Here is a 20074-nt window from a genome sequence, read left to right on the forward strand (position 1 = left end):
ATCTCTGCTCCTCGTAGTCCGAATCACCATCACTGATCAAGACGGTGCCCCGAGCAGCATAGAGAACCCGCGAACGTGACAGACACATACCCCTGGGGGTATACAAGTGGAGATCAGAAATACCCCCACCCGTATCAGGAGCGAAGATGTCAGCGACCAGAACAGTCACCGCGGGCCCACCCACCCGAACCGGCGGCATACTCGCGCGCCTCGGTCGATCGATGGCGGAGCACACCCGCCTCGTTCTCGGTGTCTGGTTGATCGCGCTGGTTGCCCTCGGCGCCGCAGCACCCAGCGTCTTCACCTCCCTGGCCGGCGCAGGTTGGCAGGCGAACGGATCCGAATCAGTGCAGGTACGCGAGTTGGCCGAGCAGCATTTCGGTGGAAACTCCTCCGCCGCAGTGCAGGTGGTCGTTCACTCGGACTCGCTGCGCATCACGGATCCGTCGATGCAGCAAACGCTGGCCGCGGCAACTGAAATCTTTTCCGCGGACCCACGTTTCGGTGAAGTCGTCACTCCGCAGCCCGGAATGACCATCAGCCCGGACGGACATACCGGCATCATGATCGCGGGCGCAAACGCAAGTGCCGACGAGATGGTCAGTGCGGTAGACGAACTCGGCAAGGAACTCACTGCATTGTCCACGGACACCATCGAGGTGTACCCCACCGGCGCGTCGGCTTTGTGGAGCGATTTCAACAAGGCCAATCACGAAGCGATGATCAAGGCCGAAATGATGTCATGGCCCGTCACTCTCGCGATCATGGTGTTGGCCTTCGGTTCCCTTGTTGCCGCGGGACTCCCACTGCTGCTGACGCTCGCGGGGCTGGTCGCATCCGCGGGTGGGCTCGTGATCCTCAACGAGATCACGCCGATTTCCGTGTGGGCCATGAACTTCGCGATGATGTTCGCTCTCGCACTCGGCATCGACTACGCGCTCTTTCTCGTCGCCAGGTTCCGGGACGCATTGCGAACCAATGCGGATCCGCGGACGGCCGTGGCTCAAACCATGGACACCGCCGGCAAAGCTGTGGTCCTCTCCGGCCTGACAGTTCTGGTCAGCTTGTCTGCGGTGCTCATCGTTCCAGCCCCGGCCGTACGCACGATGGCTGTCGGAATCATGCTCGCTGTGATCTTCGTCCTCGCCGCAACACTCACCCTGCTACCGGCCGTGCTCGGCAGGATCGGCGCCAAGGTCAACGGCGGTTCACTACCGTACGCAAAGCGCCAGCAGCACCGCTCCCCGATGTTCGCAGCTTGGGCATCACTGCTGCACAAGCACCCGTGGCCTTTCGGCATCGGCGCTTTCATCGTCCTGATCGCACTCGTTGTTCCGGTCTTCGGCCTGAAGGTGGCAATGCCCTCCATCGCCGTGGTTCCCGAGGACGCCCCAGTTCGACAGGGCTATGAACTGGTCCAGCAGCAATTCGGTGACGGAGCGCCCGGAATGCTGCAGATCGTCACGTCCGCCGACGATGCAGCCGACACCTCGCGTGTTGCCATGAGCATTGACGGCGTCGCCATGGTCACCCCGGCGCAAGAAGCGGCCGACGGATCCGATCTGGTTATGCTGCAAGCAGTTCCCACTGTCGATCCGTCGGATCCTGCGATGGACACCATCCTTGCCGACCTTCGGTCACAACTGCCGGAATCGGCGCTCGTCGGCGGCGCTCCGGCCGAAAATCTCGACCTCCAGCAGGCACTCGACGACTACCTTCCCATCGTCGTGGTCGTGATTCTGACGCTCGGATTCCTGTTGTTGCTGATCGCCCTCCAGGCCCCTCTGATCGCCTTGATCGGCACGCTGGTCAGCCTGCTGTCCACTGGGGCCGCATTCGGAATCGCGAAGCTGATCTTCCAGGATGGTCACGGCGCAGGCCTACTCGGCTTCGATCCCCAGGGTTTCCTCAACGGGTGGGGTCCGGTCTTCTTCTTCGCCATGATCTTTGCCATCGCGATGGACTACACGGTATTTCTGCTCTCGAGCGCCAAGGAGCACTACGAACGCACAGGTGACCCCGCGATCGCACACATCGACGGCCTGGCACATTCAGGTCGGGTCATTGCGGCGGCAGCGGCGGTGATGGTTGCGGTCTTCTTCACTTTTGCGCTCGCAGATCCCTTGCCACCCAAGGAAATGGGCATCATTCTCGGTGTAGCCGTCCTCCTGGACGCAGTGCTCGTCCGCTTGGTGCTGCTGCCCGTTCTCCTGCGTCTCACCGGCCGGGCAGCCTGGTGGGCGCCGGTATGGCTACGTAGCGTCCTGCCGAACATCAGCTTCTCGCATGGCTGATCGTGTACCCGACATCACTGTTTTCTTGATACCCCCAGGGGTATGGTGGAAGCAAGAGAAATCGAAGCCAACGGCATCGAAGACAACGACATCGAAACAACGGCAAGGAGCGGGCAATGACAACACCCACAGAACCGATCGCGATCGCAACCAAGGTCGCCGGAACTTTCGACGACGTCGTCACCCGAACGCGTGCTGCTCTCGCCGAGCAGGGCTTCGGCATCCTGACCGAGATCGACATGCAGGCAACGCTCAAGGCGAAGCTGGACGAGGACATGGAGAAATACCTGATCCTGGGCGCCTGTAATCCACCCCTTGCCCATCGGGCAGTCTCGGTGGATCGCCAGATCGGTCTCCTGTTGCCGTGCAACGTCGTCGTCCGAGAGGATACGACCACGGAGAATTCGTTCTTCGTCGAAGCAATGAATCCCGCTCTCCTGGTGCAGGTTTCCGGCGAACCCGGCCTGGAGTCCGTGGCAGCCGACGCAGCCGTCAAGTTGCGGGCGGCCGTCGACTCGCTGATCTGACACCGCACCCGGATCAAATACTGAATCAACACTGACATGCCCCCAGGGGTACCCTCGGTCGCAGCACGAACACTCGAGAAGGGGCCACCATGACCGGCGACGAAGAGAGCATTGCGCTCGTATTGAACAGGCTTCGGCGTGCCCACGGCCAACTTGCCGGGGTCATCTCGATGATCGAGAACGGCCGCGACTGCAAGGACGTCGTCACGCAGCTCGCAGCCGTGTCCAAGGCGCTGGACCGAGCAGGGTTCAAGATCGTCGCTTCCGGGCTGCGTGAATGCCTGAGCGGTGACAGCGCCGACGGTCGAGAACCGATGACCGAGGCCGAACTCGAGAAGCTGTTCCTGGCCCTGGCCTGAAATACGAGAAGGGCCTGACCCGCAGTGAGCAGGTCAGGCCCTTTTTCGCGTGCGAGGAACTACTTCGCCAGGAAGTCGATCAGCACCTTGTTCACGGCCTCCGGACGCTCGAGGTAGCCGTAGTGCCCGGCGTCGGGAATCTCTTCGTACGACGCCGTCGCGATGCAATCCGCCACCTCGCGGGAGAGGTAAGGCGGGATCATGCGGTCGTCGGCGAAAGCGACGGACAGGCACGGGCGCATGATCGACTTGTATGCTCCCCGTCGATCGAAGGCGCGGTCCATGCCGAGCTGTGCGCGAACACCGGGTGAGGTTGCGCCGCCGGTGAACTCGAAGATGTCCATCCAGTCGCGTGCGGAGTGATCGTCGGCGAGCGTGGCCGGCGAGAGGTTCATCACCGCGGTCACTGCGGCACGGTACTTGGCCGGCAGGGCGACGCCACTGTCGAACAACTGGCGCTCACCCTCGGTCAGGACCTGCTGGAAATGATCCATCCGGGCATGGCCGGCGAGGAACACGGCTTTGCGAACCAGATCGGGCCTGGCGAGCGTCAGTTCCTGCGCTACCCGGGCGCCCATCGAGGTGCCGATGACGTGGGCCGGGCCGCCGCCGAGGTGCTCGATCAACCCGGCGGTGTCCGCAACCATGTCGGGCATCGTGATGCCGCCGAGGCTCTCGCCGGACGGGGCGATTCCGCGGTTGTCGAAGGTGGCGACGCGATAGCCGGCGGCCACCAGAGCCGGCGTCTGGTGCAGATCCCAGACGCGACCGGGGCTACCGGTCCCCATGATCAGCACCACCAGATCTCCATCACCCTTGACCTGGTAATTGATGGGGATTCCGTTGATTGTGGCGACCGTCATGTCAGCCTTCCTCCTCGTACGTGTGATCAACAATTTTGGTTGGATAGCCTAAGCTGATGGGCGGTCGTGTGACCGCAACCCCAGCCCATGCTCGTCCAGGAGGACCCCCGTTGAGAGTCGCTACGCTCGGATACCAAACCTGGGGCCACCGTACCCTGCAGGCCTTGATCGACTCCGATCACGAGGTCGTGCTGGCGATCACACACCCGAAGAGTGAACACGTCTACGAACAGATGTGGGCGGACTCGGTTGCAGATCTGGCGGCCGAGAACGGTGTACCCGTTCACGTGGCGAACAAGCCTGACGACGCCTTCAAGGCCGCGCTGGCCGAAGCTGCTCCCGACATCATCGTCGCCAACAATTGGCGCACCTGGCTGCCGGCGGAGGTCTTCGACGCACCCAAGTACGGCACCCTCAACATCCACGATTCGCTGCTCCCCAAGTACACGGGATTCTCCCCGCTCATCTGGGCTCTGATCAACGGCGAAGAAGAAGTCGGGCTCACGGCGCACCTGATGGACGAGGAGCTCGACGCGGGCGACATCGTGCTGCAGCGTTCGACGCCGGTCGGCCCCACGGACACCGTCACCGATCTGTTCCACCGCACGATCGACATGATCGGCCCCATCACACTCGACGCCCTGGATCTGATCGCATCCGGGCGGACGGACTGGACGCCGCAGGACCGCTCGCAGGCCACGTTCTTCCACAAGCGCGCACCGCAGGACAGTCACGTCGACTGGTCCTGGCCGGCCGAGGTCATCGAGCGTTTCGTCCGAGCACAGTCCGATCCGTACCCCAACGCTTTTGCGGAGTTCAAGGGCCGGCGCGTCCGCATCCTGAAGGCGTCCGTCTCACGCGGGCACTACGGCGGAACCCCCGGCCGAGTATTCATTCAGGAAGACGACGGCATGGTGATCGTCGCGGGCCCCGACGCGTGGTCGGGCAAGAACAAGGGACTGCGGATCGAGCGCGTCCGACTCGACGACGGCAGCGAGTACACCGCCGCCGAGTTCTTCCCCCACGGCGGCGGGTACCTCACCTGATCGTCTGAACGCTCTCAGTCGCGACCCTCCCAGGCCGCCCACAGTTGCGCGTAACGCCCGCCCGCGGACACCAGTTCGCGGTGCGGGCCTTCTTCTACGATCTGTCCGTGTTCGAGCACGATCACTCGGTCGGCGCCCGCCGCTTGGGTAAGCCGGTGTGCGACAACCAGAGTGGTGCGGCCCTCCGTAGCAGCTTCGGCAGTCGCTTCCAGTTCCCGCGCTCCGGCGCTGCCCGCCTCCGCTGTTGCTTCGTCCAGTACCGCGACAGCGGGATCGGCCAGCACCAGTCTCGCCAAGGCCAACTGTTGCGCCTGTGCCGCCGTCATCTCGTGCCCGCCTTCGCCTACGACGGTCAGCATTCCCTCGTCGAGAGCCTCCACCCACTCGTACGCGCCGACTGTCCGCAGTGCCGCGGCTACGTCCTCGTCCGAGGATTCGGGAGCCGCCAATCTCAGATCCTCGATCAGGGGTCCGGCAAAAACGTGGACCTCCTGACTCACGATCGCGATGTGGCGTCGTAGGTCGTCGAGGTCGGCAAGCGGGACACCGCCGATCGACACCCGCCCCGACGTCGGAGTGATCGAACCGGCAGCGATCGCCGCAAGCGTCGTTTTTCCGGCTCCGGTCGAACCGACGAGCGCCACGCGCTCCCCCGCTCGCAGGTTGAGCGTCACTCCATGGAGAACCTCGTGACCACCGTCGTAGCTGTGCCGGATGTCATCCAGACGCAGCGAACCGTCAGCCGGAACGGAACCCGCATCCGTCGACGGCTCCGTTTCCTCGATCTCGACGACGCCGACCAGTCGCGCAAGGCTGGCGCCGGCCGACTGCACCTCGTCGAAGGTGTAGAGCAGCGAGCCGATCGGGTTGAACAGGCGATGGAACAGCAGGGCAGCAGTCGTCGTCTGACCGACCGTCACGACGTCCTCACGAACCAGCAGGAATCCGACGACCAGAATCATGGACAAGCCCACGAATTCGGCGCGGTTACCGCGGCCGGCGAATCTGGTGAACAGGCCGAAAACTCCGACGGCCAGATCACGCGCTTTTGCCGACGCCGCATCGATCTGACCGAGATGTTCCTTCTCGAGGCTGTACGCGCGCACGGTCTTGGCACCCTGGAGACTGCTGATCAGCGCTTGTGAACGAGCGCCCATCGCTACCCGCTCGGCAGCGTAAACGGGAGCCGATCGTGGCAGGTACCACTTGAGTGCCAGCGCGTACATCGGCAGCGCGACCATGCCGGCCAGACCGAGTCGCCAGTCGAGTCCGAGCATGGTCACCATGCTCAGAGCCACGAGCAGAACCGCCGCGATCATGCCGGGAACCACATCGGACACGGCCTTGGCGATCACCGACACGTCGTCGCCGACTCGTGAGAGCAGATCGCCCTTGCCGACCTTCTCGACGGTCTGGATCGGCAGGCGCAGTGCCCGGTCCACGGTCCGCTCGCGCAGATCCGCCAGGATCGTCTCGCCTAGCCGCTTGATCAGATAGGCGGCCACACCGGTGAACACGCCACCCACGATTGCGGCAGCGGCGATGATCACGACCACCCCGACGATCGTCGACGTGGGCGCGTTGTCCCGGACCCGGTCGACCAGGACACCGAAGACGTAGATCGGCACCAAGGCCATCGCCGACGCCGAAGCCGCGACGATCAGGACCAGCAGGCTCTGCATCCGGTGCTCGGCCAGCGCTGCCCGCAACCACTTCCAGGTCTGGCGACCACTCGCGATCGGCAACAACTCACGCTCGGTCACCTTCTCCGCGTTCTCCCCGGCCGGCATACCGGTTGTCATGTCCGTGGCCGTCACCGCAGCACCGCTCCTCGGTAGTTCGCGTCGCCGCGAGAGAGTTCGGAATGTGTGCCCGTCGAGGCGATCACTCCGTCGTTCAACACGATCACTCGATCCGTCACGGCCAACAAGGCCGGACTGCTGGTGATCAATACCGTCGTGTGGATGCCACCGGCACCCTCGTGCCGCAGTTCTGCGATTCCTTCGGCGATCGACGCCTCGGTCACCGCGTCCACCGCCGTCGTCGGATCGTGCAGGACCATCACCGGTGCCTGTGCCACCAAGGCCCGCGCCAGGGCAACACGTTGCCGCTGGCCTCCCGACAAACTCGCGCCCCGATCGGTCACTTCGAGATCGAGACCGTCCGGATGTGCGTCGACGACATCCGCCGCTGCCGACGCCACCAGAGCGCTCTGGATGTCGAGACCGGCAGCATCACCGGCGCCCGCGGTCACGTTCGACGCGAGCGATCCGGAGAACAGATCGGTGATGTGCGGCTCCACCAGCACTGTGCGGCGCGCCAATCGCAAGTCCATGTCGGACAGGCTGATTCCGCCAACCCTCACCACTCCGCGATACGCGTCCTGCGCCAGCTGACCGGACAGGACCGCGACAAGAGCGTCGGCGTCCTGCGGCTGATAAGCCACGACGCCCAGCAGTTCCCCAGCGGGCAGATGCAGATCGATGCCCTTGAGGGACTTGTACTCGACTCCGTCGAGAGTCAGGTCGGTGCCTTCGAGCTCGGTCTGCGAACCCGCTCCCCGCAGCGGCTCCGCGTCCAAGACCAGTGCCAGTCGATCAGACGACGCCCGCGCCACTGCGAAGTATCCGGGAATGGACGCAAGCAATCCGAGCGGTTCGATGATGAACTGCGCAAGCCCCACCACGGTGATCAGTTCACCGACCGTGATCCTGCCCTGCAACGCGAAATATCCCGCGAAACCGGCAACACCGACTGCGAGCAACGCACTGATGGTCGCGGCAACGCCGGTGTAGATACCGGTTGCCTTCGCCGTGCCGATCGTGGAAGCGAGCGCCTGACGGCTGACGGTGCGGTAGCGCGCCGACGCGGTCTTCTCGCCGCCGATCCCGCGCAGCGGACGCAATCCGCTGACCAGATCCGTAGCCATCGCCGACGCTCGCGCGATCGACGCCTGCTGACCGGTGGCCCTCGACGTGATGAGCGGCGCCGCCAGTTGCAGCAGACCGAGAATCACCGGCGTTCCGATCAGAACGGCCAGTCCCAGCCAGAGGTCGATCCACACCAACGCCACCGCCGACGCCACCGCAGCGGTCAGGGCGGCGGCGGCGCGCGGAACGATGTCCGCGATCCACGACGTCTGCTCGGCGTCCGATGTCGAAACGGTCAGCAGTTCACCTGATCGCAGATCGGTGCGCACCCCACGCGGATCGAGGACACGGTGCGCCACCTCGAGCCGGAGCCGATGAGCCTCCTGCTGCATCGCAGTGACGATGAACCGTGCACCGAAACGCCACGCGGCCGTCAGAACGAGAAACAGAGCCGCGAGACCCACGACGGAGACGATCAGGGCCGTGGTGTCCGAAGTCTCCACCGCACGGTCGATGATCACACCGATGGAGATCGGCACCGCCGTCTCGGTCAGTTGGTGCAGACAGACCAGAACCGTGCCGATAGCGAGCGGGCCACGGTTACGGACGAGGACGCGTCGCAAAATCGCAGCACCGCTGTGATTGCCACTATCCGGCTCGTCCGAGTCGACGGTCACACTCGAGGGGGTCGAACTCATGGAACTCCAAGCATCGATGGAAGCGATAAAGTTGAGTACAGAGATAAGTAAGTCGACCCTAATACATGAGCAACTAGCGTCGACACGCCCAGTTCTCATAGAGTCGCGAGTAAGAACCATTGCTTGCGCCGTGCAGGCAAGCACGAGAGGAACATGATGGCTGAGAACACGACCGTCGAAACCGAGATCGCGGACGAGGACCTCGAGCCCGTAGCGGACGAAACTGCTCGTCAGGCACAGCGCGTCGTCGCTGCCTACGCGGAAGATGCCGACGAGTGCAGGATGCTGCTCTCGATGCTCGGTATCTCCCCCGCCGCCAAGCTCGACTGAATCTTTCCCTCACCGACCGAGAAGGAACCACGTGCCTGTCAGTCCGGATTCGACCAGTTCAACCCTTTCTGACAGCGCACCTGCTTCTTCGACCGGTGACGCCGTGTCCGGGCAGGCTGAGTTCGTCGTCGTAGCGAACCGCCTGCCCGTCGACCTGGAACGGCTTCCCGACGGCACCACACGATGGAAGCGAAGCCCCGGCGGACTGGTCACCGCTCTCGAGCCGATCCTGCGCAGCAATCAGGGCGCCTGGGTGGGCTGGGCGGGCGTGGCGGACGCCGACCTCGACCCCATCGTCGAAGACGGACTCGAGCTCTACCCGGTGCCGCTGAGCGCCGAGGAAATCAACGAGTACTACGAGGGATTCTCCAACGCCACCCTCTGGCCGCTCTATCACGACGTCATCGTCAAACCCGAATACCACCGCGAATGGTGGAACGCCTACGTCGAGGTGAACCGGCGGTTCGCCGAAGCCACTTCCAAGGCAGCGGCACAGGGCGCAACCGTCTGGATCCAGGACTACCAGCTGCAGTTGGTACCGAAGATGCTGCGGATGCTGCGCCCCGACCTCACCATCGGCTTCTTCCTGCACATTCCGTTCCCCCCGGTCGAGTTGTTCATGCAGATGCCGTGGCGCACCGAAATCGTCGAAGGCCTCCTCGGCGCCGACCTCATCGGCTTCCACCTCCCAGGTGGCGCACAGAACTTCCTGTACCTGGCCAGACGCCTTGCCGGGCAGCAGACTTCACGCGGAACCGTCGGCGTCCGCTCCAAACTCGGTGTGGTGCAAGTAGGTTTCCGTAGCGTCCGCGTCGGCGCCTTCCCCATCTCCATCGACTCCGGCAAGCTCGACGAACTCTCGCGCACCAAGGCAATTCGGGACCGCGCCAAGCAGATTCGCAAAGAACTCGGAAACCCCAAGCACATCATGCTGGGCGTCGACCGCCTCGACTACACCAAGGGCATCGACGTCAGGCTCGCCGCGCTCCACGAACTTCTCATGGAGAAGCGCATCGATCCCGCCGACACGGTCATGGTGCAGCTGGCGACCCCGAGCCGCGAACGCGTCGAAAGCTACGTACAGATGCGCGGAGACATCGAACAGAAGGTCTCCCGCATCAACGGCGAGTTCAGCGAAGTCGGCCGCCCCGTCGTCCATTACATCCATCGGCCGATCCCTCGCGACGAATTGGTCGCGTTCTTCGTCGCCGCCGATCTCATGTTGGTCACGCCGCTGCGTGACGGCATGAACCTCGTCGCGAAGGAATACGTCGCCTGCCGCAGCGATCTGGGCGGTGCATTGCTGCTCAGCGAATTCACCGGTGCCGCAGCCGAACTCCGTCAGGCATTCCTGTGCAATCCCCATGACCTCGACGACGTCAAGGATTCGATGGAGAAGGCTCTCAATCAACCGCGAGAGGACGGCCGACGCCACATGCGCGCGTTGCGTCGTCAGGTCCTGACGCACGACGTCGACCGCTGGGCTCGCTCGTTCCTCGACGCGCTCGCACACGGCGGTGCTGCAGGCCCGGCGCTGATCGCTCCTGCCGAATCCCGAGAGCCCTGAGGCCAATCCAACAAGGCTGGGTGCAGCGCACAAAGGCTGGGGCCGCGGAGAGTAAATCTCCGCGGCCCCAGCCTGTTTCATGCCCGGATCCAGCCCTTGGTGTATTTGATCAGAAGGGTTGGACGTTGTTCACGAGCCAACGCCCGTCCTGCTTCTCCAGACTCATCTTGACGCGACTACCACTGGCGACGGCTTCAGGTGATTCCGAAGACGTGGTGATCTGATTGAGGAACAGCATGGTTGTCGCGCTGTCCGCCTCCGCGTCGAGAACCGCAGCGCCCTGGACGACTACCTGAACGGTCAGCGACTTCTCCTTGGCTCCCGGAATGATCACCGATTCGATCAGATTGGTGAACGTGCCCTGGAAATCGCCCGTCAAACCGTCTGTGGCCGCGTGCAACTGCTGGTCGACGTTGTTGTAGTCGTACTGGAACATCGCAACCGCCTGATCGGAAGAGGCCTGTGCCACTTCGTCTCTGGTCTGATCGATCGCTGCCGTGTCACGCGTTCCGCCCGGACCGAAGTAGAGATACGCCGACACTGCTGCCAACGCGATGGCCACTGCGCTGATGACGCACAGAACGATGGCGAGCGGTGAGACGCGCTTGGGCTTGGACGTCTCTGGGATTACTTCTGGGGTCATGGCACAAACTCCACATTCGAGGCAAGCAACTGCCCGTCGACGTCGCACATGGTGATTCGGAGTCGGTAGTTGCGTTCAGCGGGCGCTTCGTCGCCGTTCTTCTGCATCGCACGCACCGCGACCAATGAAGTCCCGCAATCACCGTCGGACTTCTCGAACCCGGCCTCGAGCACCTCGCCGTCGGTCTGAACTCCGGCCTGCCCGAGAACGTTGACAAACGAATCCTTGCGTCCGTCGAACTGCGACTTGAACTCGTCGGTAGTGCCGGCGAGAAACTTGTCGAGGTCGGCGGCCGCTGTATCCGCGTGCAGCGTCGTCAGATTCAGTGCGGTGGTCCGGGCACCGGCCACGTAGCGGGCTCGGTCCTCGTCGGCGTTGGACGCCTTGTTCCGGTCGACGAGGAGAAACACCGTCAGGGCCGCAAGAGCTACAGCGATCACCGAAGCAACGGCGATCCCGACTACCAGCCCAGCCTTGGGCTTCGAACGAACAGGAGTGTCCACAGCAGTTTCTGAGGGGGTTTCGGCGGTGCCGGCCGGCTCGGCCTTGGCCGCTACCGGATCACCGCTGACGACCTTCTCCGGTGGAGTATCGGGCTTGCCCAAATCAACTGGGGCCGCTGCCTTCTGCTCAGCCGACTTCTGCTCAGCCGACTTCTGCTCGGCTGCCTTCTGTTCGGCCGACTTCTGTTCGGCCGACTTCTTTTCGGTGGGCACTACTACCGCGGCAGCGTCTGCATCCGCACCCGTGGGTCCGGCGCTGCGAGACGCGCGACGGCGCACCCGCTGCCCGGCCTGTGGATCTTCGTCTGTCATCAACCCTGCTGACCCTTCATGAACTGTTCGAGACTGACGTCGCCGCCGCCGAGGTTCGGTTGCGAGTACGTCCTTCCGTCCGGCCCGATGTACGTGCCTGTAATCGGATCGTACCGACGAGCCGAGACCGAAGGCGTCGACGTGTACGAGCTCGGGGTCGCGGTAATCGGTTCCGGAGGCCCGGATTGCGGGTTCGTGCCCAACGGGACGTAGCCGGAACGGCACTGTTCGACCGTCGGCGCACGACGTCCCGGATACTCCTCGCAGGGAAGGTTTCTCGCGCCTCGCACCGCGATCGGCGAATCCTGGGCAACCTGGCAGAAAAGATCCGACGGTGTCTCGATCGGTGATTCGTCCTTCGGACTGCGCCACTGCTCTGCGGGCAGGAATCCGGTAGTGCACGGCGGCGGGTCGTTGACCTCCATGTGGAAGTCCACCAGAGCGCCGTCCGCAGCCGGGCCGGAGCCTGCCACCGTGACCAGCGCTGCGGCCAGCGGCGGGTAGATGACCAGAATCTGCTCGATCGCGTTGTTGTAGATCACGCCGACCTGTCCGACGGACACAAGGTTCGCCAGAAGAATCGGCAATGTCGGCTGCATGTCTTGCAGAAGAGCATTCGCCTCCGCCGCGGCAGCCGGCCCCTTCTGGATGACGGCACGCAGATCAGGATCGCTGGCTCGGAGCTGGTCGGTGAACGTCACCAGATTGCTTGTCCAGGAACGGATGGCGTCGCTGCTGACCACCTGAGTGTCCAGGAGTGGACCGGCCTGCTCGATCAGCGTCTTGGTCGCGTCGGAGTTGTTGTTCGCCTCCTCGACGAACAGCCGAGCCGAGTCGATCAGCTTCTGCAGATCCGGGCCGGCACCGTTGAACGCCTTGAAGGATTCGTCGATGACGGTCTTGAGCTTGGTGTCGGAAATGCTCTGCAGCAACAGATCTGCCTGATCGAGCATCGCGCCGACATCCTGCGGAATGCTGGTTCGGTCTTCGGGAATCACCGATCCGTTTTCCAGATGCCCGTCGACCACGATCGCTCCGGAGCTGTCGGTGTGCGGAATCAGATCGACGAACTGCTCGCCGATCGCCGACACACTCTTGACCGCGGCGTCGACGTCCGACGGAACCTTGACGCCACTCTCGAGAGACAGTCGCGCATTCACACCCGTCTCCGAGAGCTCCACCGCGTTCACGACACCGATGGTCTGACCGCGGTAGGTGACGTTCGAGTTCTTGTACAGCCCACCGGTCGCGGGCAATTCGACGGTGACGTCGTATCGGCCGATACCGACCATCGCCGGAACACGCACGTACTGAGTGGCCATCACGATCAAACCGACGACCGTCAAGACGGCGAAGATGATCAGCTGGATGCGGACGAACTTTGTGAGCATCATGGTGCCGGTGCCCCCTGGGGAAGTCCTGGAATGTTGATCGGCGGAAGTCCCGGAATCTGAATGGTATTCGGATCCGCTGACTTGTCCTCTCCTGCGGGAGCCTGTCCGGCAGGAGCCTGGGCGGGCGGTGCGGCAGGCTTGAGCGGATCACTCAACGGGTTGCCTGTCTGCCCGGCGAGCCCGGCCTGCTTGCCCAACACACCTTCCGGCCCCGAGAGCGTTCCGGCCAACGGAGTTCCGGTAAGGAAGTTCGCATCGAGTCGGGGCAGCGAGATGTCGATGGTCATCGCCAAGTTGGCGTAGTCGCCTCGGATGACGTTGTCGATTCCGTTCTGTGGGAACGGGAACGTCAGGAGAACGCCGAGAACCTGGGTGAGAGCGTTACCGGAATCAGCCAACGCCTTCAGGGTCGGTGACAGCGCGCGAACATTGGTCGCGAAATCGTCACCACTCTCCTCGATGACGCGGCTCGCCACCTCGCTGAGACCTCCGAGCGAGGTCAACGCGTTGGTGATGTCCTGACGCTGAGCGACAAGAACCTCGAGTGCCGGCGGAATACCTTCGAGCGCTTTGTTCAAGGTGTCGTGCTGTGCCTGGACCGTCGAGGACAGGCGATCGAGTCCTTCCATCGCCGAAACGATGTCGCCTCGTTGCTTGTCCAGACTGCCGACCAACTGATCGAGCTGAGGTAGGAGGTCGCGAACGGAGTCTTCACGCCCACCGAGAGCGGCGTTGAGTTCCTTCGTGATGTCTTGAACCTGCGCGAGACCGCCGCCGTTGAGAACAACCGACAGAGACGACAGCGTCTGTTCCGTCGTCGGGTAGGCGCCCGCCCGCTCGATCGGAATCAGGTCACCGGCTTCGAGTCGGCCCTCGGGCTCTTCTCCGACCGGCGGCGCCAACTCGATGTGCTGAGAGCCGAGCAAGCTGGTCTGGCCGATTTTTGCCGTCGCGTTGGCAGGTAGCTGAACGTCAGGATTCAGCGACACCGTCACCAGAGCGTGCCAGCCCTGTACCTCGATGTTCGAAACGCTTCCCACTGCCACGTCGTCCACCCGGACGGGCGAATTCTGCGACAGCGTAGTCACGTTCGGCATCTCGATCTGGACCTCGTACGCGCCTTCGCCCCGGCCCTGAGTGCCTGGCATCGGCACGGAGTTGAGCCCGTTCCATTCACAGCCGCTGGCGCCGAGAGCCACTGCCGTGGCCAACACGGCAACCGTGGTCTTGCGAGCTACCCGCATCAGTTCCCTCCGCCCATGTTGAAGAGTTCGGCGAGATCCTTGGGAACACTCGTCATGGGAGCACCTGACATCGGTCCTGCGACGGTTTGCGGCTGATTCTGACTTGCCGCTTCCAATCCCGGTTCGGTGTAGACGATCTGATCCGGGAAAGCCTGCACGCCCGCGACCGGGTTGAACAGGAATCCGGGGTAGTTGCCGATCATGGTGCTGAGCACCGGTCCGAGGTACTGCTTGCACAGATCGGCACTGTTCTGGGAGTTACCACTGTCGATGCCTTCGATGGAACCACAGATCCACTGGATCGGATTCTTGAAGTTACTCAGCGCAATTGCGCCGGTCATGCTGCCCTGAGCGGGCTTGTAGATCTGGTAGAAGTTGGCGAGCGACGTCGGTCCGGAGTGCAGAACCTGCTCGATCTCCGGGCGCTTGTCCGTCAGCACCTGGGTGGCATCGGCCAGACGCGCGACCGATTCGCTCAGTCCCTCGCTGTTGTCCTTGACGAACCGCTGTACGTCGCCGACAGCCAGATCGAGATCGCTGAGGGCGGTACCCAACTCGTCCGAACTGCTTGCGAGAACGCTTGTCACAGAGGCGAGGTGACCACTGAACTGCACGATCTGCTCGTTGCTCGAGGACAATGCGGTGACGAACGCCTGCAGGTTCCGAATGGTGGAGAACAAATCGGTCCGGCCTTCGGACAGCGTGTGCATCGTGGCCGAGAGTTCGCGCAGCGTCGACCGAATGGACTCACCGTTGCCGTCGAGGTTCGTTCCCACAGTGTCGATGAATCGGCCGAGGGAACCTTGATCGTCCAGACCTTCCGGTCCGAGGGCGTCAGACAGTTTGGTCAGTTCGGTCTTGATCTCGTCCCACTCCACCGGAACAGCCGTGCGCTCGATCGGGATCTCGCCGCCGTTGGGCATCTGTTCCCCGCCGGAATACACCGGAGTCAACTGCACGAAGCGTGCGGACACGAGGCTTTGAGCAACGATGAGCGCCTTGGCATCTGCCGGAACGTCGACGCTCGAGTCGATCTTCATCTCGACGTAGGTGTCTCGATCACGCGGTTCGATCTTGGTCACCTTGCCGACGTTGACACCGAGCACTCGCACGACGTCGCCCTCGTACAGACCGGTGGTCGAGACGAAGTGCGCGGAGATCTTGGTCTTGCCCAGGCCTGGGATGAAGAGGTATGCCGCGCCGGCGACGAGCAGCGCGACCAGCACACCCGCTCCGATCAGCACCCACTTCTTGCGTGGGTTGGTGGAGCCCTGTGGATCCTGTGAAGTCATGGTCTCGGTCATTCTCCCGGCCCCCTGATCGTCGGTGGAATGCCGGGGAAGAAGTCTTCCAGGTCGCCCGGAACCTGCTCGGGCGCGACGCTGGTGTCCACCAGGGTCTTCCACCAGTTGCTCGGCAGAATGTTGATGATGAAGGCATCGAAGAACGGGCCGCTGGCCACGGTCTCACCGAGCGCGGTGATGTACGGTCCGAGGCCGTCGAGCGCCCCGGCGATGTTGTCCTTGTTCTGCTGAAGAACCTCGGCGACGGAATTCAGTTTCTCGAGGGTCGGCCCCATCTGAGCCTCGTTCTCCTGTACCAGCGCTGACAGTTGGCGTGAGACTGCGCCGGTGTTGACGATCAGTTCGCTGATCGCGTCACGCCGCAAGCTCAGTTCGGCAAACAACTTGTTGCCGTCGACCAGCAACGAATCGATCTGACCGCTTCTGTCAGAGAGGATCTTGGTGACATCTTCGGCCCGCGAGAGCAATTGGAGCAGGCTCTCGTCGCGCGAGTTGATGCTCTGCGAGAGCCTCGTCATTCCGTCCAGCGCGGTGCGAAGTTCTGGCGGAGTATCGGCCAGCGTGTCCGAAATCGCGTTGAGCGAATCGTTGATCTGATCCGTGTCCAGCTCGGACACCGTGGTCCCGAGGTCGCCGAGTGCGTCGTTGAGCGAGTACGGCGAGTTGGTGCGTTCGACCGGAATCGGCGTGTCCGTCCGCAACAGTCCGGATCCTTCCGGCCGTACCGCCAACGACTTTCGGCCGAGAACCGTGTTGGTCTTGATGTCGGCCGCGGTCTGCTCGCCGAGGGCGACACCGTCCTGAACGGTGAAGGTGACCAGCACCTTCTGGTCGTCGAGTTCGACGTCACTGACCTTGCCGACCTTCACTCCGGCCATGGTCACGTCGTCGCCGGTGACCAGGCCGCCGGCATCTTGGAAGTACGCCGAGTAGCGAATGCCGCCGTTGATGAACTGGAGCTGATCGTATTGCAGTGCGGCACCCACGGTTGCCACCGCCAGGACGAGACCGATGACACCGATCTGTACCGGATTGCGTTCACGGGTAGGGGTCATGAGACTTTTGCGCACCTTCCCGTGTCCTGCACTGCCGTGGGCAAGATGATCGTCGTTCCGTCAGGTCCGGAGAACTTGAAAGTGTTGGCGCACAGATAGAACTGGAAGAACGCTCCGTACGTGCCCACTCGGATCAACTTCCGGTAGTCGGACGGCAGACGATCGAGAGCGGTGTTGATGTCGTCCTTGCCCAGGTCCAGCTGCGTCATCGTTCGGTTGGTCTCCCCGATCAGCGTCTGGATGTCCGGACGTGTCGCCTGCAGCAGCGAAGCGAGATCCCCCGTGGCACCGGCGATCTCGGTGATCGAGTTACCGATCGGGCCACTGTCCTTCGCCAATCCACTGACCAACTGCTGGAGCTGATCGATCGTGGTGGAGAACTGATCGCCCTTGTCGTTGATGGTGCCGAGTACGTCGTTGAGGTTGGTGATGACGTCCCCGATCAACTGGTCTCGGTCCGCCAACGTACTGGTGAACGAACTGGTGTTACCCAGCAACGAAACCAGCGTTCCGCCCTGGCCTTGCAGGACCTGCAGCAGCGCCCCGGAGAGGTCGTTGACCTGCTGAGGGTCTAGCGAGCGCAGGAGCGGCTTGAATCCGCCGAGCAGAAGATCCAGATCGAGCGCGGGTGACGTCTGGTCGACTGGAATCGATCCACCCGACGGCAGCGTCTCGGTGGACCCGGCGCCCTCGAGCAGTTCCATGTAGCGATCGCCCACCAGGTTCTCGTAGCGCACAGTCGCTTTGGTGCTCTTCATCAGCGAGTACTTGGTGTCGACGTCGAACTCGACCTCGGCCTGGTTGGAGTCACCGATGGACACTCCGGTCACCGACCCGACCGGAACACCGGCGATACGTACCTTGTCGCCGGACTTGAGTCCCGAGACGTCCGAGAAGGTCGCGTGAAATCCGTTGCTGCTGCTGAAGCGCACCTGACTGAAAACGATCGCCAGTCCGGCGAAGATGACCGCCATGACGACGGTGAAAATCAGCAGCTTGACCGTGGTCGGTCTCATCACTTCCCGTCTTCCTGCTCGTAGGAGTCACCGAAGAGGTACTGGAAAATGGTCGGCACGGTGACGCGCAGTTCGGTGTTGGGAACGAAAGGCACGTTGCCGGTGTTGGTGACTGCGAACGGTGCATGCCCGTCGACCTTCGGATCGAATTCGGGCAGACCATAACAATTGGGTCCGCCGGAGGCCGCGACCTTGGGGAGAGATTGTGGGTTCTGGTACGCCTCGGCGCCGTACATGAAGCTCGCACTCAGCATCAGCGCCGCTTTGTCCCCGGTGCCTGCCAGTGGCTCGAACTTGATCCGGCCGTCGTTCAACCCGACGATGAAGCACGTCAGACCAGACGAGTACTTGTCGAGCAGGGTCGTTGTCGCGGTCAGAGTGTCGAGGGCGGTGGTCAGGTTCTGCTCGTTGTCGGTCAACAACGCGTTGCCCGTGTCCGCGAGGCCGGTGACGTTGAGCAACAGCAAGTCGAGGTTTGCCTGCTCGGCCACGATCGATCCGCTTGTCGCGGTGGCATTGTCGAGGATGCGCATCAGATCCGGTGCCACGTCGGCGTAGAGATTGGTGACATCGGCGGCACCGACCAAGTCTTCCTGGAGCTGCGGCAGAACCGGATTCATCTTCTTCAGATAGGTGTCACCGAGCTCGAGAACCTCACCGAGCGACTCGCCGCGCCCGTTCAAAGCGGTGGAGATCGCGCCGAGTGTGGCGTTGAGCTTTTCCGGTTCGATCTTCGCGAGTACGTCCGAAAGATGTTCGAAGACACTGTTGAACTCGACGGTGACGCTGTCCGAGGCGATGACAGCACCCTCCTGGATCGGCTGGGTCGAGGGATCGTCGGGAATCACGATGTTGACGTACTTCGCACCGAACACCGTGGTGGTCTTGATTTCCACCCGGGCGTTCGACGGAATCTTCGACATCTGGCCGGGATCCATCGCCAACTTCAGGTTTGCCTGGTCTCCGACGAGGGAGATCGATTCGACACGGCCGACCTGCACTCCGCGCAGCTTCACCTTGGCATTCGGTTCCATGACCAGGCCGGCACGCGTGGACGTCACGGTGATGGGTGTGCTCTTGGTGAACCCACCCGAGAACATGGTCAGGGCAACGGCGACGATCGCCACGAGTCCGAGGACGAGGCCGGCTGCGGCCAACTTCTTGTGCCATCTGGGTACGGTCATCGCTTGCCCGCCTATCCCGACAGGTTGAAGTTGCCGGACCCGCCGTAGATGGCGAGTGAGATGAGCAGGGTGACCGTGACGACCGCGATCAGCGAGGCGCGCACTGCGTTACCCACCGCGACGCCGACACCCACCGGGCCACCGGTTGCGTTGAAGCCGTAGTAGGTGTGGATGAGCATGACGGCCAGCGCCATGACTATCGCCTGGGCGAACGACCACAGTATGTCCGTGGGTATCAGGAAGGTCGTGAAGTAGTGGTCGTAGACGCCGCCGGACTGGTTGTAGAGGAACACCGTCGCAAAGCGGCTGGCGACGAAGGATGCGATCACCGCCAGTGAGTACAGCGGGATGATCGCGATCATGCCGGCCATGACGCGGGTGCTGACCAGATACGGAATCGACGGGATCGCCATCGTCTCGAGGGCGTCGATCTCTTCCGAGACGCGCATCGCACCGAGCTGCGCGGTGGAGCCGGCGCCGATGGTCGCGGCGAGACCGATTCCGGCGATGACCGGCGCTGCGATGCGAACGTTGATGAAGGCGGCGAAGAAGCCCGTCAGCGCTTCGACACCGATGTTGCCCAGCGAGCTGTAGCCCTGAACGGCGATGGTGCCACCGGTGAACAGTGTCAGGAATCCGACGATCACGACTGTGCCACCGATGACGGCGAGCGCACCGGTGCCCATGCTGATCTCGGCGATCAGTCGCAGAGTTTCACGTGGATAGCGCATCAGCGCCTTGGGAGCGTGACCGAGAGCCTTCGCGAAGAACAGCGCTTGATCACCGATGCTGTCGATACTGCGAGAGATCGAGCCGATCTGTCGACGTGTGCGCGGGAAGCGTCCCGCTGCGGCCAACGCCATCA

The 20074-nt window shown here is 63.0% G+C and carries 18 protein-coding genes; 6 read left to right on the forward strand and 12 right to left on the reverse strand.

The window, feature by feature from the left end:
• Positions 1–146 precede the first annotated feature (146 nt).
• The 3 genes from V3587_RS10525 to V3587_RS10535 all read left to right on the forward strand — a co-directional run bounded on the left by V3587_RS10525 (position 147) and on the right by V3587_RS10535 (position 3180).
• Positions 147–2294, forward strand: a complete 2148-nt coding sequence (locus tag V3587_RS10525) for an MMPL family transporter (protein WP_283376599.1) — start codon at positions 147–149, stop codon at positions 2292–2294.
• Between the two features lie 116 nt (positions 2295–2410).
• Positions 2411–2821 carry a DUF302 domain-containing protein gene (locus V3587_RS10530; protein WP_283376598.1) on the forward strand — a complete coding sequence of 137 codons (411 nt, stop codon included), beginning with the start codon at positions 2411–2413 and terminating at the stop codon, positions 2819–2821.
• Positions 2822–2910: 89 nt separating this feature from the next.
• Complete coding sequence (locus V3587_RS10535; RefSeq protein ID WP_095971462.1) at positions 2911–3180, forward strand: metal-sensitive transcriptional regulator; 270 nt, start codon at positions 2911–2913, stop codon at positions 3178–3180.
• A gap of 59 nt (positions 3181–3239) precedes the next feature.
• Here the strand turns inward: V3587_RS10535 and V3587_RS10540 are convergent, their stop codons facing one another.
• Positions 3240–4043 (reverse strand): alpha/beta fold hydrolase, encoded by an 804-nt coding sequence (locus V3587_RS10540; protein ID WP_095971463.1) that lies wholly within the window; start codon positions 4041–4043, stop codon positions 3240–3242.
• 110 nt (positions 4044–4153) lie between these two features.
• Here V3587_RS10540 and V3587_RS10545 point away from each other — a divergent pair, with 110 nt between their 5' ends.
• Positions 4154–5089 (forward strand): methionyl-tRNA formyltransferase, encoded by a 936-nt coding sequence (locus V3587_RS10545; RefSeq protein WP_095971464.1) that lies wholly within the window; start codon positions 4154–4156, stop codon positions 5087–5089.
• A 14-nt stretch (positions 5090–5103) separates the two neighbouring features.
• Here V3587_RS10545 and V3587_RS10550 read toward each other — a convergent pair whose 3' ends face one another.
• Both V3587_RS10550 and V3587_RS10555 read right to left on the reverse strand, forming a co-directional pair.
• Positions 5104–6891, reverse strand: a complete 1788-nt coding sequence (locus V3587_RS10550) for an ABC transporter ATP-binding protein (protein ID WP_372581081.1) — start codon at positions 6889–6891, stop codon at positions 5104–5106.
• An 11-nt stretch (positions 6892–6902) separates the two neighbouring features.
• Complete coding sequence (locus V3587_RS10555; protein WP_283376597.1) at positions 6903–8657, reverse strand: ABC transporter ATP-binding protein; 1755 nt, start codon at positions 8655–8657, stop codon at positions 6903–6905.
• Positions 8658–8813: 156 nt separating this feature from the next.
• Between V3587_RS10555 and V3587_RS10560 the strand changes: the two genes are divergently transcribed.
• Together V3587_RS10560 and V3587_RS10565 are read left to right on the forward strand one after the other, a co-directional pair.
• Complete coding sequence (locus V3587_RS10560) at positions 8814–8987, forward strand: hypothetical protein (RefSeq protein WP_164490548.1); 174 nt, start codon at positions 8814–8816, stop codon at positions 8985–8987.
• 103 nt (positions 8988–9090) lie between these two features.
• Positions 9091–10554, forward strand: coding sequence for an alpha,alpha-trehalose-phosphate synthase (UDP-forming) (locus V3587_RS10565; protein ID WP_124568816.1), 1464 nt, complete (start codon positions 9091–9093; stop codon positions 10552–10554).
• Between the two features lie 109 nt (positions 10555–10663).
• On the opposite strand, the gene V3587_RS10570 is transcribed toward V3587_RS10565, so the two are convergent.
• From V3587_RS10570 to V3587_RS10610, 9 genes are read right to left on the reverse strand one after another with little or no spacing between them, the layout of a single operon-like run.
• Positions 10664–11197 (reverse strand): twin-arginine translocation pathway signal, encoded by a 534-nt coding sequence (locus V3587_RS10570; RefSeq protein WP_095973520.1) that lies wholly within the window; start codon positions 11195–11197, stop codon positions 10664–10666.
• On the reverse strand, positions 11194–12012 hold the full coding sequence (locus V3587_RS10575) for a hypothetical protein (protein ID WP_283376596.1): 819 nt from the start codon (positions 12010–12012) through the stop codon (positions 11194–11196). The genes V3587_RS10570 and V3587_RS10575 overlap by 4 nt, the downstream gene beginning before the upstream one ends.
• Positions 12012–13406 (reverse strand): MCE family protein, encoded by a 1395-nt coding sequence (locus V3587_RS10580; RefSeq protein ID WP_095973522.1) that lies wholly within the window; start codon positions 13404–13406, stop codon positions 12012–12014. Before V3587_RS10580 ends, V3587_RS10575 begins: the two co-directional genes overlap by 1 nt.
• The gene (locus V3587_RS10585) at positions 13403–14650 is read right to left on the reverse strand and encodes an MCE family protein (RefSeq protein WP_235171339.1); all 1248 of its coding nucleotides are present in this window, start codon (positions 14648–14650) and stop codon (positions 13403–13405) included. Before V3587_RS10585 ends, V3587_RS10580 begins: the two co-directional genes overlap by 4 nt.
• Positions 14650–15954, reverse strand: coding sequence for an MCE family protein (locus tag V3587_RS10590; protein WP_166813751.1), 1305 nt, complete (start codon positions 15952–15954; stop codon positions 14650–14652). The genes V3587_RS10585 and V3587_RS10590 overlap by 1 nt, the downstream gene beginning before the upstream one ends.
• A complete protein-coding gene (locus V3587_RS10595; RefSeq protein WP_020906317.1) occupies positions 15951–17009 on the reverse strand; it encodes an MCE family protein in 1059 nt (352 codons plus the stop codon). Before V3587_RS10595 ends, V3587_RS10590 begins: the two co-directional genes overlap by 4 nt.
• Positions 17006–18025, reverse strand: a complete 1020-nt coding sequence (locus V3587_RS10600; RefSeq protein ID WP_007734337.1) for an MCE family protein — start codon at positions 18023–18025, stop codon at positions 17006–17008. The genes V3587_RS10595 and V3587_RS10600 overlap by 4 nt, the downstream gene beginning before the upstream one ends.
• On the reverse strand, positions 18025–19209 hold the full coding sequence (locus V3587_RS10605) for an MCE family protein (RefSeq protein ID WP_003945815.1): 1185 nt from the start codon (positions 19207–19209) through the stop codon (positions 18025–18027). Before V3587_RS10605 ends, V3587_RS10600 begins: the two co-directional genes overlap by 1 nt.
• A gap of 11 nt (positions 19210–19220) precedes the next feature.
• Positions 19221–20072: an MlaE family ABC transporter permease gene (locus tag V3587_RS10610; protein WP_003945759.1), complete on the reverse strand. Its 852-nt coding sequence runs from the start codon at positions 20070–20072 to the stop codon at positions 19221–19223.
• Between the last annotated feature and the right edge of the window lie 2 nt (positions 20073–20074).

The sequence above is a fragment of the Rhodococcus sp. IEGM 1306 genome (assembly GCF_036541985.1).
Taxonomy (GTDB): domain Bacteria; phylum Actinomycetota; class Actinomycetes; order Mycobacteriales; family Mycobacteriaceae; genus Rhodococcus_F; species Rhodococcus_F qingshengii.